This is a genomic window from Bacillus sp. RB3 (assembly GCF_030164735.1).
In the GTDB taxonomy this organism is placed as follows: domain Bacteria; phylum Bacillota; class Bacilli; order Bacillales; family Bacillaceae_G; genus Bacillus_A; species Bacillus_A cereus.
The window spans coordinates 362,673-376,146 of record NZ_JASNGE010000003.1 but is presented as its reverse complement, the minus strand read 5'-3'; the positions used below and the strand labels follow the sequence as shown (position 1 = coordinate 376,146).

Sequence of the window (13,474 nt, the reverse complement as noted above, 5' to 3'; positions counted from 1 at the left end):
CATAGCCTCTAAGAAAGGAAGTGAGTGAAAACACTCACTTCCTTATTTCGTCTTTACCCTTGAAACGGGAATATAAATAATTTGCCCCGTATTTAAAAATATATCTTCTGTTTGATTGACACGGTGTAAATTTTGTACAGACGTTTCATAACGGTCTGCAATAGATTCAATTGTATCCCCTTCTTGCACGAAATACATTCTTAACTTTGTAAATTCTTCTTCCGGTTCTTTCGTAAATAGTTTTGTTAAATAAAGCGCATTTTCATCTCGCTGTGAGTACTCTTCTTCTTGTTCTTCCTGCTTTTTCGCTTTTTCTTTCTTGAAATCTTTTCGTCCGAACAGTTCAAATTGTGGCGTTGTTTCTTGCTCCTCTTCACGTTCCACAAATTCATGTTCTTCTATTTTCTCTTCTTCTAATTCCTGCTCTTTTCTTTCCTCTAATTGGAACGGTTCAAATGCGTAATCTTCCCACTCATCTGATTCCTTATATGCTGGTTCTTCTACATGCGGCGCCGGTCTATTTTCATCCTCTTGCGCTGAATCTTCTTCTAACTCAGCATACACCGTTTCTTCCTCTTCAACTTCATCCTCGCTTCTCTCTTCATCACACAAACCGGTAATAGATATATCCGCTAATAATTGTAAGCAACCATTTTCCTTTAATTCATAATCAAATTCCTCGATTGATACATATAGCTCTTCAATTACTTTCACTCGATTTCTCGGAATTGATATTTCAAGTGGAAAGGAATGTACAAGTTCATTAACCCCATCTTCTCTTGTTTCTACATAATCAATTGACTTTGCTGGCGATAGTTCTCTTAATGAATACGCCGAATCATCTTTTCGTGCAACATACTCTCCCGTTAAATCTAATTGTCCTCTCACGATTACTTCATGATCAAGCTCTTCTATCTCAACGTCTGGATCTAACGAAATTGACAAAAGTTCTTCGACTTCCTGTCCTTTTTGGAACCACACAGATTCTTTTAATGAAAATCGTAATGAATGATCTGCAGCCACTTCTTTTCCCCCTCCCAAACTATATGTCATTACAGATTTATGTGCGGAAAGCTTACTTTATGAATAAAAAAAATCGCTCCCCTTATGGAGAGCGATTTTCTCTAATACATTACGCTTTTAATTTTGACATTGCAATTTCAGCTGCTGCAATCGTCGCTTCAATATCTGCATCACTATGTGCTGTCGATAAGAATAAACCTTCGAATTGAGATGGCGGTAAGAATACACCTTGTTCTACCATTTCACGATAGTAAGCCGCAAAGAATTCTAAGTTTGAAGATTTTGCTGCATCGTAATTAATAACGGGTTCATCTGTAAAGAAAATACCAATCATAGAGCCTGCACGGTTAATATAGTGAGGAATGCCATGTTTTTCAGCTGCTTTACGTAATCCAGCTTCTAACATTTCAGCTTTACGCTCAAATTCTACATATGATTCTGGCGTTAACTGTACTAACGTTTCATAACCTGCCGCCATTGCAAGTGGGTTACCTGATAAAGTACCAGCTTGGTAAATCGGTCCGCTTGGCGCAACTTGGCGCATAATTTCCGCTTTACCACCGTATGCTCCTACTGGTAAACCACCACCGATTACTTTACCTAAGCATGTTAAATCAGGCGTTACGCCATAATAACCTTGGCCACAATTATAAGCTACTCGGAACCCTGTCATTACTTCATCAAAAATAAGCAATGCACCGTTTTGTTCTGTTACTTCACGAAGACCTTCTAAAAATCCAGGCTGCGGAGGAACAACCCCCATATTTCCTGCTACTGGTTCTACAATTACACAAGCAATATCATCACCGAATTGTTCAAACGCGTATTTTACACTTTCTAAATCGTTATAAGCTACTGTAATCGTATTTTTCGCTACACCTTCTGGTACACCAGGACTATCTGGTAAACCTAAAGTCGCCACACCAGAACCAGCTTTAATTAATAACGAATCACCATGACCGTGGTAACAACCGATAAATTTCAAGATTTTATTACGACCTGTATAACCACGAGCTAAACGTAGTGCACTCATTGTTGCTTCCGTTCCAGAGTTAACCATACGCACAATCTCAATTGATGGCACGCGCTCAATAACAAGTTTTGCTAATTTATTTTCAATTTCTGTTGGTGCACCGAAGCTTGTACCTCTTTCAGCAACAGATTTTAACGCTTCTACAACACGATCATTTGCATGACCATGAATTAAAGGACCCCATGATAATACGTAGTCGATGTATTCATTCCCATCGATATCATATACTTTAGAGCCTTTTCCACGCTCCATAAACAACGGATTCATCCCAACAGACTTAAAGGCACGAACCGGGCTATTTACGCCACCAGGCATTAAGTCTTGCGCCTCTTCAAACGCTGCAATTGACTTATCAAACTTTTTCATTATTTAGCGCCTCCTTCTTGTAACCATCTTGCTGCATCTTTTGCATGATACGTAATAATTAAATCTGCTCCTGCACGTTTCATACTAATTAATTTTTCAAGAACAACTTCTTTTTCATTAATCCAACCATTTTGCGCTGCCGCTTTAATCATCGAATATTCACCACTTACATTATAAGCGACAACTGGTAAATTAAAGTTATTTTTCACATCACGAACGATATCTAAGTAAGAAAGCGCTGGTTTTACGATTAAGAAGTCTGCACCTTCCATTACATCTGATTCTGCTTCACGGAATGCTTCCATACGGTTTGCCGGATCCATTTGATATGTTTTACGGTCACCAAATTGCGGTGCACCGTGCGCAGCATCACGGAATGGCCCATAAAATGCTGATGAATATTTCACAGCGTACGACATAACTGGCACGTGTCCAAAACCATTTTCGTCTAATGCATGGCGAATTGCTGTTACGAAGCCGTCCATCATGTTTGATGGCGCAATAATGTCCGCTCCTGCTTTCGCTTGACTTACAGCTGTTTTCGCAAGAACTGCAAGAGACTCGTCATTTAAAATAATACCATCTTCAATTACACCGCAATGACCATGGCTTGTAAATTGACATAAACATGTGTCTGCAACTACTACTAGCTCAGGGAAATCACCTTTAATTTGCTGAATAGCACGTTGTACAATTCCATGATCACAATATGCTGATGATCCAACTTCATCTTTTTCAGCAGGTAAACCAAATACAATAACAGAACGAATACCTAAATCAACAACTTCTTGCATTTCAGCTTGCAATAAATCTAAAGACATTTGATATACGCCTGGCATAGAAGGAACTTCATTACGAACATTTTCACCTTCTAATACAAAAATAGGGTAAATAAAATCTTCCGTATGTAAAAACGTTTCACGCACAAGCGCACGCATGCCCCCGCTTTGTCTTAAACGACGATGACGATTAAATTGTAAAGAGTTCATAGATTTCTATCCCCATTCTTTCATTTTATAGATTCACAAACACATTGTAGTAATGCTTCTACAGTGTACTCTTTCGGCACAATAACAGACGGAAAATAAAGACTTGCCTCTTTTTCCGTAATAGGTCCTATACAAGCAATTGTACATTTTTTTGTCCATTCTCTCCAGTTTGTACCCTTAAGTAAACAAACAAAACTAGTAACAGTTGAAGGGCTCGTAAATGTAATAATGTCTACTTTCCCTAACTTCAATGCCGCTATAAGCTCTTGCTTTTTTTCTATATTCACTTTCGTACCGTATACGGTTAGCTCATCTAGAGAAACACCAATTTCCCGTAGGGCAACCGGAATTACCTCTCTTGCTAAATTCCCTTTCGGAAATAAAATACGTTCATTTCCACTTAATTCTTTTAGAAACTCTTCTGCAAATGCTTCTGCAACAAATGAAGTCGGAACAAAATGAACTTGATAGCCCCTTTTTTCTAACTCTAATTTTGTTTTCACACCTACCGCAGCGATTTTAATGGTTAGTGGTAGTTTCTTTTTTAAACTATCTAGAAAAAAAGCTACACCATTTCTGCTCGTAAAAATAACCCAGTCGTATGAATGTAGCTGCTCTTCAATATGTTGAATTTGCCTATGAGACATACCTTCCATACGCAAAAGCGGAATTTCCAATGGAATTCCGCTCTTTTCTTTCACTGCTACACTCATTTGTTTCGCTTGATGCTGGGCACGTGTAATCAATACCGTTTTTCCAGCGAGAGCGTTCATATTTATTGTTGCTCCTTATTTGCAGCAAGAATGAGTTCTTTGGCGCCTTGCTTAATTAAACGGTCCGCGGCCTCTAATCCTACTTCCTCAGGATTAGTACCCACTACTGTCTCTTTTAATAAAACAGAGCCATCCATAGAGCCGACAAGAGCTGTTAATTCGATTGCATCGTTTTCTGTAAGGGTTGCATATCCAGCAATTGGAACTTGGCATCCACCTTCAAGTTTATGAAGAAATACTCGCTCCGCTGCCACTGTTCTTTCTGTTATCGTATCATTAATATGCGCTAACAATTGCAATAAATCCTTATCATCCTCACGACACTCAATCGCTAATGCACCTTGTCCTACAGCAGGTACACATAACGCTTCATCTAAATGTTCTGTAATAACTTCATCATCCCAGCCCATTCTTTGTAATCCAGCTGTCGCTAAAATAATCGCATCGTAATCTTCTTCTTTTAATTTACGTAAACGTGTATCGATATTCCCGCGAATCCACTTAACTTGTAAATCTGGTCTCGCAGCGAGTAGCTGTGCACTACGTCTTAAACTACTCGTACCTAAAATAGCACCTTCCGCTAACTCTTTAAACGATGCTCCATTTTTTGAGATAAAAGCATCACGAGGGTCAACACGCTTTGGTGTACAGCCAATCATTAAACCTTCTGGAAGTACGGCTGGCATATCTTTCATACTATGTACAGCCATATCGATTTCTTTCGTAAGTAGCGCATGTTCAATCTCTTTTACAAACAAGCCTTTGCCGCCTACTTTTGAAAGAGTAACATCTAAAATAACATCACCTTTTGTGACAATTTCTTTCACTTCAAATTCATATGGTAGACCTAGGGCTTTTAACTGATCAATAAACCAGTTTGTTTGCGTTAATGCTAGTTTACTCTTTCGTGATCCTACAATAATTTTGCGCATAATTCTCTCTCCTCATTATAAATACCAAAAGTGGAAATTGGATAAACTGCTTAATAGAAAAATGTTTACTAGCATTACGAGAAACGATCCGATATTCCACTGTACAATTTTCTTACCTTGCAACACATCTGCCGCTCGTAAATATAAACCTGTGCAATACACAAATAGAACGACAAAAGATCCGATTACTTTCGTATCATACCAATGGAAATTATCCAATTTTGTATATCCCCATATACATCCTAATAAAATTGCTAGTAAGAAAAATGGAACAGAAAATAAATTTAATCCGTAAGACATAGATTCTAGCTTCGGTAAATTCCCTAACCTTCTTAATCTCGCATTCCATTTTTTCTTTTTTAATAGGCGATATTGTAATAAGTACATAATAGAAAAAATGAACGATACAGTAAACGTTGCGTAAGAAATAATTGCCATACCGACATGCACGTATACAAGTTCTGAAACTAATTGTTCCGCAAGTACTGGCGACATCTTTCCGAGCGGTGTAAAAATAGAAAAAGCGCTTACGCCAAATGCAACAACATTTGTAAAAAAGACTAAAAAGTCGATTCTCATAAATCGATTAATGACTAACGACATCGTAATCAATAACCAAACATAAAAATAAATCCCTGATAATAAAGTTAAAATAGGATTCGTTTCTGAATCTGTAGCCCTAAGCAACATAAAAATAGACTGCAGGACCCATACAATCGCAAGTAACCAAAAAGCAAATCGGTTCGCCTTTCGGTTACTTTGGAAATAATCTATAAAATATAAACTAATGCTACAAGCATATAAAATAATTGCAATATGATAAATAATACTGTTATTTAAAAAACTCATCCGATCATCCTTCCAAATTATAAAGATGGAACGGATGGTGTCCACACTTTTTTATGTTCTACTTCTTCCGCACAACTCTCTACGTCTTCCGTTTCTAAATCGAAAATCTTCGCAAATAACGCTAATTTTTCGCTCGCTCCCTCTTCAGCAGCTATTTCTTTCGCTACTAAAATTGGGTCTTTTAATAATTGATTAATAATACTTTTCGTATGCTTACTAATGACTTTTTTCTCACGATCACTAAGGTTTGGTATTTTTCGCTCTAGGCTTACCATCGTTTCACTTTGGATTGCAAGTGCCTTATCACGAAGAGCTGATATTAATGGAACAACACCAAGTGTACTTAACCACGTTTTAAATAGAACAATTTCCTCTTCAATCATAAATTGAATTTTCTCTGCTTCTTTCAAACGCTCAGCACGGTTTGCCTCCACTACTCCTTGTAAATCATCAATATCATACAAGAAAGAACCTTCTAGCTCATCAATCGCTGGATCAATATCACGTGGCACTGCAATGTCAACCATAAACAAAGGGCGACCAGAGCGCATTTTCTCTACCTTCGTCATCATCTCTTTCGTAATGACATACTCCGATGCACCAGTTGAACTAATTAAAATATCTGCTTCTAATAATGCACATTGTAATTCGCTTAACGATTTTGCATGTCCCATATATTTCTCAGCCATTACTTCTGCTTTCGAAAGCGTCCTATTCATAACTGTTACTTTACGAGCACCACTTCCATATAAGTTTTGCAGTGCAAGTTCGCCCATTTTACCAGCACCAAGAATAAGCACATGACAATCTGTTAACTCGCCAAATATTTTCTTTCCAAGCTCAACAGCAGCATAACTAACAGACATCGCACTTTCCCCGATTGTTGTTTCTGAGTGGGCACGTTTTGCTAATGTAATGACTTGCTTAAACAATTCATTAAAAATTGTGCCTGTTGCTTTAACTTGTTGCGCTTCTAAAAAGCTATCTTTTATTTGACCTAAAATCTGCGTTTCTCCGACTACCATAGAATCTAAACCGCACGTTACGCGGAATAAATGATCTATTGCACCATCTTGTTCAAAAATAGTTAAATATGGCGCGACTTCTTCTATTTCAAGCTGAAACCAATCAGCTAAAAACTTCTTAATATAATACCGTCCCGTGTGTAATTGATCGACAACAGCATAAATCTCAGTGCGATTACAAGTTGATACAATGACATTCTCTAACACGCTCTTTTGATTTTGTAATGTAGTCATCGCTCGCTCTAGTTCTGCTGCCTGAAATGTGAGTTTCTCACGAAATTCTACAGGGGCTGTTCGATAATTTACACTAACAACAAGAATATGCACGCAGCATGTCCCCCTTCACCCGTTTTATCACTTTATCTACTATCATAATACAACTTTCCTCTTATGAATCTGACAATCGTGTGAACAACCGATTATTTTTTAATTATTCTCCGTATGTAATAAAGGAGATTCAGTAACACTAATAAAAAAACTTCTACTTTATAATGATTATAAATTAATAACTCTATTTGTACGTTACCAAAAAAAGCCCTCATAATCAAGTGATGGAAACTATTCCATATAAATTATAACATCATCTTCCCTATCTTCTTTCATCATGAAGGAAAATATGTATGATTGTTCCAAAATGCAACAAAGACTTTCTCAATACAATGTATTTGACATTGTATTTCTTTTTCGTTATATTGGTTTTACAAAATTAAATTGTGCACAACTTAATTAGAAGGGAGTTATTTATGACAGAGGACTCTTTGCATCTAGATAACCAACTTTGTTTTTCTATTTACGCCTGCTCTAGAGAGGTTACTCGTTTTTATCGACCTTATTTAGAAGAAATGGGTATTACGTATCCCCAGTACATTACTTTACTCGTACTATGGGAGCAAGATGGACTAACAGTAAAAGAAATTGGAGCACGTCTATTTTTAGATTCTGGTACGTTAACACCTATGTTAAAACGCATGGAATCATTAAAACTTGTAAAACGTGTTCGTTCCAAAGAAGACGAGCGAAAAGTTTGTATTGAATTAACAGAACAAGGCAAAGATTTAAAGGAAAAGGCTTGTTCATTACCGACAACGATGGCTACAAACTTAGGAATTACAGAGCAAGAATATCGCTCTTTATTAATTCAACTAAATAAACTAATTGACACAATGAAAACAATTAATGATGGAAAAGGGGAATAAATATGGATAAATTATATACTGCTTCAGTAACAGCAACAGGTGGAAGAAATGGGAAAGTAGTTTCAGATGATGGCATATTAAATCTTGATGTAAAAATGCCGAAAGCACTAGGTGGTGCAGGCGGAGAAGCAACAAATCCAGAACAACTATTTGCAGCTGGTTATGCAGCTTGTTTCGATAGTGCATTACAACTTGTCATTCGTACAAAACGTGTGAAAGTAGAAAGTACAGAAGTAACTGCTCACGTTTCTATCGAAAAAGATACAGATGGTGGTTTCGGTCTATCTGCTGTACTTGATGTACATGTGGCTGGCGTTTCACATAGCGAAGCACAAGAACTTGTAGAAGCGGCTCACGGTGTATGTCCTTACTCGAAAGCAACACGAGGAAATATTGAAGTTACATTAAACGTACGCTAAAAAATTTAGCAAAACAAAAACGCGCGACATTCGTCACGCGTTTTTTGTTTTTGTAAATTTATGAATTGCTTTCCACGCTTCTTCTTTTCCAAGTCCTGTTTCAGAAGAGAATAGAACAATTTCATCGCCAATTTCAACAGCAAGCGTTTCTTTTACAACTTTTAAATGCTTTTGCCATTTCCCTTTCGGAATTTTATCGGCTTTCGTCGCAATAATAATTGTTGGGATTTCATAATGCTTTAAGAAATCATACATCATCACGTCATCACTTGTTGGTTGGTGACGTAAATCAACTACTAATACAGCTGCGTCTAATTGCTCACGGGTTGTAAAGTACGTTTCAATCATTTTCCCCCATGCAGCGCGCTCCGATTTAGATACTTTTGCATATCCATAACCTGGAACGTCAACAAAGTGCATCATCTCATTGATTAAGAAAAAGTTCAGCGTTTGCGTTTTTCCTGGTTTAGAAGAAATACGCACTAACTTTTTACGATTTAAAATTTTATTAATAAAGGAAGACTTCCCCACATTTGAACGACCTGCTAATGCAATTTCTGGTAAATCACTGTCTGGATATTGTTCTGGTTTAACAGCACTAATTACAATATCTGCTTTTGTTACTTTCATTGTTTCACTCCTACTAATGCGTGCTCCAATACTTCATCTAAATGAGATGCAAGCACAAACGTAAGGTTTTCTTTTACGCTCTCTGGAATATCATCTAAATCTTTCTCGTTTTCTGCTGGCAAAATAATTTTTGTTAAGCCTGCGCGGTGAGCACTTAATGTTTTTTCTTTTAAACCACCAATTGGTAATACACGACCACGAAGTGTAATTTCACCTGTCATACCCACCTCTTTACTTACAGGAATACCTGTTAGCGCAGAAATAAGTGCCGTTGCCATCGTAATACCTGCTGACGGTCCGTCTTTTGGAACTGCTCCTTCTGGAACGTGAATATGAATATCATTTTTCTCATGGAAATTCGGATCGATCTGAAGCTCTTCTGCACGAGAACGTATATAACTAAACGCAGCTTGTGCTGATTCTTTCATAACATCCCCAAGTTTCCCTGTTAAAATTAGTTTCCCTTTTCCTGGCGCTACAGAAACTTCAATGGCAAGTGTATCGCCGCCTGCTGCTGTGTAAGCTAGACCTGTTGCCATACCAACTTGGTCTGTTTTTTCAGCTTGCCCATAACGGAATATGTGTTTACCAAGTAAATCAACAATCTTTTTCTCTGTCACAACGATACGTTTACGTTCTGCTGTAACGATAATCTTCGCTACTTTACGGCAAACTTTTGCAATTTGGCGCTCTAGCGTACGAACACCAGCCTCACGTGTATAATAACGAATAATCTCAAGAAGCGCTTCATCACGCACTTGTAAATTACCTTTTCGTAAGCCATGTTCTTTTAATTGTTTCGGCAATAAATGCTCACGAGCAATGTGTACTTTTTCAAGTTCTGTATAGCCAGCAATCGAAATGATTTCCATACGGTCAAGTAATGGACCTGGAATACTTGAAAGTGTATTAGCAGTTGCTACAAACATAACTTTTGATAGATCATATGGTTCTTCAATGTAATGATCACTGAAGTTATGGTTTTGTTCTGGATCTAATACTTCAAGTAATGCCGCTGATGGATCTCCACGGAAATCGTTAGACATTTTATCAATCTCATCTAATAAGAAGACTGGATTAACTGTTTTCGCCTTTTTCATACCTTGAATAATGCGTCCTGGCATTGCTCCAACATATGTACGACGGTGACCACGAATTTCAGATTCATCACGCACACCACCAAGAGATACACGGACGAAGTTACGATTCAATGATGTTGCAATTGAACGCGCTAACGAAGTTTTGCCGACCCCAGGAGGGCCTACTAAACAAAGGATAGGTCCTTTTAATGAATTCGTTAACTTCTGTACAGCTAAATATTCAAGTACACGCTCTTTCACTTTTTCAAGACCGTAATGATCGTTATTTAAAATCTCTTCCGAATGAGCAAGATCAATTATATCTTCTGTTGCCTCTGTCCACGGAAGCGCTAATAACCAATCAATATAATTGCGAATAACACCACTCTCCGCAGAACTTGCTGGTAACTTTTCATAACGATCTAATTCTTTCAGGGCAGCCTTCATTGTTTCTTCCGGCATTCCTGACTGTTCAATTTTCTCACGAAGTTCTTCTACTTCTCCGCCCTTGCCTTCTTTGTCGCCAAGTTCAGTTTGAATCGCCTTCATTTGCTCACGTAAGAAATATTCTTTTTGCGTGCGCTCCATGGAACGTTTCACTTTTTGCCCAATTTTCTTTTCTAGGCTAAGTAACTCTTGTTCATCTTGAATAATTGAAATAAGTGTTTGTAATCGTTCTTTTACAGATACAATCTCTAAAATCTCTTGTTTCTGCTTCGTTTTAATCGGCAAGTGAGAAGCAATTAAATCAGCTAATCTCCCTGGTTCTTCCACATCAGCTACCGTTGCAAAAGTTTCATTTGAAACTTTTTTCGAAACTTTAATATATTGTTCGAAATGCTCCAGTAACGTACGCATAAAAGCTTTCTCTTCTAAATCATCTTCTACTTCTTCAGTTACCGTTTTAATAGACACTTGTACTACATTTTCTTCTTCGATAAACTCTATTACTTCTGCTCTATGTAAACCTTCCACAAGGACACGAAGCGTACCGTTCGGCAATTTTAACATTTGCTTCACTTTCGCCACTGTACCCACACTATATATGTCATCTTCTTTCGGATCATCGATATTCATTTCTTTTTGCATTGCTAAAAAGATGATATTTTCATCCATTGCCGCCTGCTCTAGTGCTTGTATCGATTTATCACGTCCTACATCAAGATGCAAAACCATCGTTGGATATACGAGAACGCCTCTTAATGGTAGGAGGGGCACGATTCTTTCGTTCGTATTCATACTAGACATAGCACCTCCATAATAAATTAAACTCCTGTTCAACTATTTTATATTACAATACACCTAGATGCAATTGCTGAGATTCCGCGCAATTGTAAATAGCTTGTTTTTCTACATCACGAAAAGAAAAAGACTCCGATTAAGCATACAAACTTAAACGAAGTCTGGCAAATTTTATTATTGTTTATTTTTACATAGATTGTGCATCTGTTTCGTCTACGTTAGTATGTACATCTAGCTCTCTATGCATATTTCCTTGCATAAACGTTAACTCAAATACTTCTTTTAACTTACGGACAGGAATAATTTCAATTCCCTTGATCGTATACAAAAATGGTTGCATATTTTCAGCAGGAATAATGACTTTCTTAGCTCCCGCTTTTTTCGCAGCTTTTATTTTTGCGTATACACCACCAATAGGCTTTACTTCTCCGTGTATACTTATTTCACCTGTCATCGCTACTTCATTATTTACATACGTGCGATGCACCGCAGAATATACACCTGTTGCCATAGCGATTCCTGCAGAAGGGCCATCAATTGGGATACCCCCTGGAAAATTAATATGTATATCGTATCCTTCTGGCAACACATCTAAAGAACGAAGTACTGTTAATACATTATCAACAGAGCCTTTCGCCATACTTTTACGACGAATAGATTTCGTTTGACTACCAATACTTTCTTCTTCCACAATTCCGGTAACATTTACCGATCCTTTATCTTTCGCCGGAATTGCTGTTACTTCAATTTCTAATAACGCACCTGTATTTGGTCCGTATACAGCAAGACCATTTACAAGACCAATCCTTGGAATCGGATAAATGCGCTTTTCATATTTCGGTGTAAGCTGACTTGAGTGAACAACCCACTCTATATCTTCATCCTTAATGAAAGAACGTTCTTCATTTATCGCCATACCCGCAGAGATTTGCACGAGATTAATCGCTTCTCGTCCATTCCTTGCATACATCCCAATCATCTCAATACCATTTTCACCTATTTGCATTTCCACTTTTTCCGCGGCATTTTTCGCTACTTTTTGAATTTCTTCCGTATCTAATTCACGGAAAAATACTTCTAAGCAACGTGACCGAATAGCAGGAGGAATTTCCTCTGGCGAACGTGTCGTTGCTCCAACTAAGCGAAAATCTGCCGGTAAGCCTTTTTGGAAAATATCATGTATATATGTTGGGATCATTGTATTTTCTTCACTATAGTACGCACTTTCTAAAAATACTTTTCGATCTTCTAACACCTTTAACATTTTGTTCATTTGAATCGGATGGAGCTCGCCAATCTCATCAATAAACAAAATACCACCATGTGCATCTGTTACAGCACCTTTTTTCGGTTGCGGAATACCTGCTTGCCCCATCGCCCCAGCACCTTGATAAATCGGATCATGCACCGAACCAATTAAAGGGTCTGCGATACCACGTTCATCAAACCGAGCTGTTGTCGCATCAAGTTCAATAAATGTTGCATTCGTACGAAATGGAGATTTAGGATTTCGTTTCGCTTCTTCTAATACAAGACGTGCTGCCGCTGTTTTCCCAACACCTGGTGGGCCATATATGATTACATGTTGCGGATTCGGACCACAAAGAGCCGCTTTTAACGACTTAATCCCGTCCTCTTGCCCTACAATATCTAAAAAGGTTGTAGGACGCACCTTTTCTGCTAGCGGCTCTGTTAAAGAAATCTCACGCATTTTACGAAGTTGTTCTAATTCTTTTTTCGATTCTCGATCAATTGAAACTTTTTGTGTTCGTTGATTTCGAAGTAAATGCCAGAAATACAATCCGACAATTACACCAAAAACAAGTTGAACAACTAAAAATATATTTGTCCAGCTCATTATTTATTTCCTCCCGCAATATTTTATCTCTTAGTATTTCCGCGGAGGAACGTAGCTAAA

The 13,474-nt window shown here is 37.7% G+C and carries 12 protein-coding genes; 2 read left to right on the top strand and 10 right to left on the bottom strand.

Annotated elements, in window-relative coordinates; genetic code table 11:
- Positions 1-42: 42 nt before the first annotated feature.
- The 7 genes from spoVID to hemA all read right to left on the bottom strand — a co-directional run bounded on the left by spoVID (position 43) and on the right by hemA (position 7,317).
- Positions 43-1,053: a stage VI sporulation protein D gene (spoVID, locus tag QO049_RS07370; protein WP_003285397.1), complete on the bottom strand. Its 1,011-nt coding sequence runs from the start codon at positions 1,051-1,053 to the stop codon at positions 43-45.
- A 79-nt stretch (positions 1,054-1,132) separates the two neighbouring features.
- Positions 1,133-2,422, bottom strand: coding sequence for a glutamate-1-semialdehyde 2,1-aminomutase (gene hemL / locus QO049_RS07365; protein WP_284489243.1), 1,290 nt, complete (start codon positions 2,420-2,422; stop codon positions 1,133-1,135).
- On the bottom strand, positions 2,422-3,411 hold the full coding sequence (gene hemB, locus QO049_RS07360) for a porphobilinogen synthase (RefSeq protein ID WP_001087065.1): 990 nt from the start codon (positions 3,409-3,411) through the stop codon (positions 2,422-2,424). Before hemB ends, hemL begins: the two co-directional genes overlap by 1 nt.
- Before the next feature lie 20 nt (positions 3,412-3,431).
- Positions 3,432-4,184, bottom strand: coding sequence for a uroporphyrinogen-III synthase (gene hemD / locus QO049_RS07355; protein WP_284489242.1), 753 nt, complete (start codon positions 4,182-4,184; stop codon positions 3,432-3,434).
- Between the two features lie 2 nt (positions 4,185-4,186).
- Positions 4,187-5,116 carry a hydroxymethylbilane synthase gene (gene hemC, locus QO049_RS07350; protein WP_001226396.1) on the bottom strand — a complete coding sequence of 310 codons (930 nt, stop codon included), beginning with the start codon at positions 5,114-5,116 and terminating at the stop codon, positions 4,187-4,189.
- A gap of 15 nt (positions 5,117-5,131) precedes the next feature.
- Positions 5,132-5,965: a cytochrome c biogenesis protein gene (locus QO049_RS07345; RefSeq protein WP_000008991.1), complete on the bottom strand. Its 834-nt coding sequence runs from the start codon at positions 5,963-5,965 to the stop codon at positions 5,132-5,134.
- 17 nt (positions 5,966-5,982) lie between these two features.
- Positions 5,983-7,317 carry a glutamyl-tRNA reductase gene (gene hemA / locus QO049_RS07340; protein ID WP_000547867.1) on the bottom strand — a complete coding sequence of 445 codons (1,335 nt, stop codon included), beginning with the start codon at positions 7,315-7,317 and terminating at the stop codon, positions 5,983-5,985.
- Positions 7,318-7,733: 416 nt separating this feature from the next.
- On the opposite strand from hemA, the gene QO049_RS07335 reads away from it, so the two are divergent.
- Together QO049_RS07335 and QO049_RS07330 are read left to right on the top strand one after the other, a co-directional pair.
- Complete coding sequence (locus tag QO049_RS07335; protein ID WP_284489241.1) at positions 7,734-8,186, top strand: MarR family winged helix-turn-helix transcriptional regulator; 453 nt, start codon at positions 7,734-7,736, stop codon at positions 8,184-8,186.
- A 2-nt stretch (positions 8,187-8,188) separates the two neighbouring features.
- Positions 8,189-8,605 carry an organic hydroperoxide resistance protein gene (locus QO049_RS07330; protein WP_284489240.1) on the top strand — a complete coding sequence of 139 codons (417 nt, stop codon included), beginning with the start codon at positions 8,189-8,191 and terminating at the stop codon, positions 8,603-8,605.
- Between the two features lie 33 nt (positions 8,606-8,638).
- Here the strand turns inward: QO049_RS07330 and ysxC are convergent, their stop codons facing one another.
- The 3 genes from ysxC to lonB form a co-directional block, all read right to left on the bottom strand.
- Positions 8,639-9,235, bottom strand: a complete 597-nt coding sequence (gene ysxC / locus QO049_RS07325; RefSeq protein WP_000869116.1) for a ribosome biogenesis GTP-binding protein YsxC — start codon at positions 9,233-9,235, stop codon at positions 8,639-8,641.
- A complete protein-coding gene (lon, locus tag QO049_RS07320; protein ID WP_000097285.1) occupies positions 9,232-11,562 on the bottom strand; it encodes an endopeptidase La in 2,331 nt (776 codons plus the stop codon). Before lon ends, ysxC begins: the two co-directional genes overlap by 4 nt.
- A 181-nt stretch (positions 11,563-11,743) precedes the next feature.
- Positions 11,744-13,414, bottom strand: coding sequence for an ATP-dependent protease LonB (gene lonB, locus QO049_RS07315; protein WP_000119180.1), 1,671 nt, complete (start codon positions 13,412-13,414; stop codon positions 11,744-11,746).
- Between the last annotated feature and the right edge of the window lie 60 nt (positions 13,415-13,474).

Bases quoted from the DNA above. Each gene is read 5' to 3' on its own strand.
- ysxC (WP_000869116.1), bottom strand. From the start codon at position 9,235: ATGAAAGTAACAAAAGCAGATATTGTAATTAGTGCTGTTAAACCAGAA.
- QO049_RS07335 (WP_284489241.1), top strand. From the start codon at position 7,734: ATGACAGAGGACTCTTTGCATCTAGATAACCAACTTTGTTTTTCTATT.
- hemL (WP_284489243.1), bottom strand. From the start codon at position 2,422: ATGAAAAAGTTTGATAAGTCAATTGCAGCGTTTGAAGAGGCGCAAGAC.
- hemD (WP_284489242.1), bottom strand. From the start codon at position 4,184: ATGAACGCTCTCGCTGGAAAAACGGTATTGATTACACGTGCCCAGCAT.
- hemB (WP_001087065.1), bottom strand. From the start codon at position 3,411: ATGAACTCTTTACAATTTAATCGTCATCGTCGTTTAAGACAAAGCGGG.
- hemC (WP_001226396.1), bottom strand. From the start codon at position 5,116: ATGCGCAAAATTATTGTAGGATCACGAAAGAGTAAACTAGCATTAACG.
- QO049_RS07345 (WP_000008991.1), bottom strand. From the start codon at position 5,965: ATGAGTTTTTTAAATAACAGTATTATTTATCATATTGCAATTATTTTA.
- spoVID (WP_003285397.1), bottom strand. From the start codon at position 1,053: ATGACATATAGTTTGGGAGGGGGAAAAGAAGTGGCTGCAGATCATTCA.
- QO049_RS07330 (WP_284489240.1), top strand. From the start codon at position 8,189: ATGGATAAATTATATACTGCTTCAGTAACAGCAACAGGTGGAAGAAAT.
- lonB (WP_000119180.1), bottom strand. From the start codon at position 13,414: ATGAGCTGGACAAATATATTTTTAGTTGTTCAACTTGTTTTTGGTGTA.
- lon (WP_000097285.1), bottom strand. From the start codon at position 11,562: ATGTCTAGTATGAATACGAACGAAAGAATCGTGCCCCTCCTACCATTA.